Raw genomic sequence first — 3,293 nt, forward strand, 5'->3', positions numbered from 1 at the left:
AGTCCGCCCCCGGGGGACGAACCGGATGCCCAGCCAGACCGTGAGGCCCACGTTGGCGGCGATTATCGTGTTCTCGGGGCCGAGGCTGGGCCCGCCACACCCCACAGCGCCCGGGCCCCTGCCGGGCCCGCCGCACCCGACAGTGCCCTCGCCGAGCCCGATGCTGCCCCCATGGCCGACGGAGCCCCGTGCGGCGCCGAGCCAGACCGGGTCCTCGCGGCCGGTGGAGGCCCGGGCGCGGCGGGTGAGCACTCCGACGCGGCGTTCCCGGCGCGGGGGCTGGTGATGCTGGGGGAGCCGCAGGTCGGGGCCTACGCGCTGGCCGCCCGTCGGCGTCTTGAGCTGCTGTCCGAGGCCAGCACCCGCATCGGCACCACCCTGGACGTGCGCCGCACCGCGGAGGAACTGGCCGAGACCGCGGTCCCCGGACTGGCCGACTTCGTCACCATCGACCTGCCCGATGCCGTGCTGCGCGGCGAGGAGTCCGCCGACCCTCTCGCCGACCTGCGCCGCACGGTCGTCCACGGCATCCGCGAGGGCCTGCCCTTCACGCCGCCCGGCAAGCGCATGGACTTCGGCCCGACCACGCCCCAGCTGCGCTGCCTCAGCAGCGGCGAGGCGGTGCTGGAGCCGGACCTGAACGCCGCCGCGGGCTGGCTCGCCCAGGACCCCGAGCACACCGAGCGCCTCTTGGCCCACGTGCAGTCCCTCATCGCCGTTCCGCTGGTCGCCCGCGGTGTCGTCCTGGGCGTCGCCGGCTTCTACCGCGCCGGGGGCTCCTTCGGGGACGACGACCGCTCCCTGGCGCAGGAACTCGCCTCCCGCGCCGCCCTGTCCATCGACAACGCCCGGCGCTACACCCATGAGCGCACCATGGTCCTGGCCCTCCAGCGCCGGCTCCTCCCGCACGGCCTGCCCGACCAGGACGCCGTCGAGGTCGCCCATCGCTACCTGCCCGCCGAGTCCGACGTGGGCGGCGACTGGTACGACGTCATTCCCCTGTCCGGCGCCCGCGTCGGCCTCCTCGTCGGCGATGTCGTCGGCCATGGCATGCTCTCCGCGGCCACCATGGGCCGGCTGCGCACCGCCGCCCGCAGTTTCGCCGAGCTCGACTTCCCGCCGGAGGAGGTCCTCACCCACCTGGACAACCTCGTGGGCCGTCTGGACCGGGACGACCCCGACGGCAAGGGCGCCGGTGTCATCGGCGCGACCTGCCTGTACGCCGTCTACGACCCGACAGTGCAGCGCTGCCTGATGGCCCGCGCCGGGCACCCGCCCCCCGCGCTCGTCCATCCCGACGGCACCGTGACCTACCCCGACCTCCCCGCCGGGCCCCCGCTCGGCCTCGGCGGCCTGCCCTTCGACGCCGTCGAGGTGGACCTGCCCGCGGGCAGTCAGCTGGTCCTCTACACCGACGGGCTCATCGAGGACCGGCACCGTGACGTCGACGTGGTCCTGGAGCAATTGCGCGAGGCCCTGGCCCATCCCGAGCGGGCCCCGGAGGAGACCTGCCAGGCGGTCCTGGACACCGTGGCACCCGCCCACCCGCACGACGACATCGCCCTGCTCGTCGCCCGTGTGCACGCCCTGGATCCAGACCGGATCGCGACCTGGGAGCTGGCCGCCGACCCGGCGCTCGTCGGGGAGGTCCGGGCGTCCGCCATGCGGTGGCTGTCCGACCGGGGGCTGGACGAGACCGCGTTCGCCGCGGAGCTGATCCTCAGCGAGCTGATCACCAACGCCATCCGGCACGGCGCCGAACCCATCCGGGTGCGCCTGCTCTACGGCCGGACCCTGATCTGCGAGGTCTCCGACGCCAGCAACACCGCGCCGCACCTGCGCCGGGCCGCCAGTACGGACGAGGGCGGACGCGGTCTCTTCCTCGTGGCGCAGCTCTCGCAGAGCTGGGGCACGCGCTACCTGCCCGAGGGCAAGCTCATCTGGGCCGAGTGCGGGCTCGACGCGGCCTGACGCGGCCACCGGCCCGGGCGGCGAGCCGTAGAATGCCCGAATTGAGGTAATTTGATCGAGTGCGCGACGTTCCCGACACACCCCCGAAGGCCGCTTCACCCTTCGGGCCGGAACCCCTCGTCCGGATCCGCGGACTCGGCAAGCGGTTCGGCGGCACCGTCGCGCTGGCCGGAGCCGATCTGGACGTCCACCCCGGCAGCGTCCTCGCGCTGCTCGGGCCCAACGGCGCCGGGAAGTCCACGCTCATCAAGATCCTCGCCGGGGTCCACCGCGCCGACGCGGGGCAGGTCACCGTCGCCGGGGAACCCCTCGGTAGTCCCACCGCCACCCGGAGCATGTCGTTCATCCACCAGGACCTCGGTCTCGTGGAGTGGATGACCGTCGCGGAGAACATCGCCCTGACCGCCGGGTACGGACGCCGGACCGGGCTGATCTCCTGGCGGCGCACCCGCGCGCGCTGTGTCGAGGCGCTGCGGGTCGTCGCCGCCCACCTCGATCCGGACACGCCGGTCTCCGGCCTCCCGCCGGCCGACCGCTCACTGGTCGCGATCGCCCGGGCCCTGGCGGCACGCGCGCGGCTCATCGTCCTCGACGAGCCGACCGCCCGCCTGCCCGCCGCGGACTGCGCCCGGCTCTTCCGCGTCCTGCACGACCTGCGCGACCGCGGACACGCCCTCCTCTACGTCAGCCACCGCCTGGACGAGGTGTACCGGGTCGCCGACGCCTTCGTCGTCCTGCGGGACGGCCGCGTCGTCAGCCATGGCCGGCTCGCCGGCCTCAGCCCCGAGCGCCTGGTCCGCGACATCGTCGGCGAGGCGGACGAGCCGGCCGCTCACCGCCCCACCGGGGCCCCGGCCGGCGCACCCCCCGTCCTGACCCTCGACGGCGTGCGCACCGCCCGGGCCGGACCCGTCGGCCTGGAGCTCGCGCCCGGGGAGCTCCTCGGCCTGGTCGGCCTCTCCGGCGCCGGGCACACGGACCTGGGCCGCGCCCTCGCCGGGGACGGGCGCCTCCTGGGCGGTCGGGCCCTGCTGCACGGGCGGCCGTACCGCCCCCGCACGGTCGCGGAGGCCGTCGCCCTGGGGGTCGGGCTCGTGCCGGGCGACCGGCTGCGGGAGGGCTGCCTCGCCGAACTGACCGTGCGGGAGAACCTCCTGGCCAACCCGCGAGCGGGAGGCCCGCCGGCACCGCGCTGGATCGGCCCCCGCGACGAACGGGCCCGGGCCGCCGCTCTGATGGAACGGCTCTCGGTGCGCCCCCGCGACAGTGGAACGTGGTGAGCCGGACCAGCCTGCGGGACGGTTTGTACGTGCACGACGCCA

General features: G+C 75.2%; 2 pseudogenes. Both read left to right on the forward strand.

Going from position 1 to position 3,293, the window contains the following annotated elements:
* Positions 1-273: 273 nt before the first annotated feature.
* Positions 274-1,971 (forward strand): annotated as a pseudogene (locus ABZ281_RS43405) (SpoIIE family protein phosphatase); the annotation flags it as partial.
* Positions 1,972-2,030: 59 nt separating this feature from the next.
* A pseudogene (locus ABZ281_RS43410) lies at positions 2,031-3,239 on the forward strand (ATP-binding cassette domain-containing protein); the annotation flags it as partial.
* Between the last annotated feature and the right edge of the window lie 54 nt (positions 3,240-3,293).

The organism is Streptomyces sp. NPDC006265 (genome assembly GCF_040613555.1).
Classification (GTDB): Bacteria; Actinomycetota; Actinomycetes; order Streptomycetales; family Streptomycetaceae; genus Streptomyces.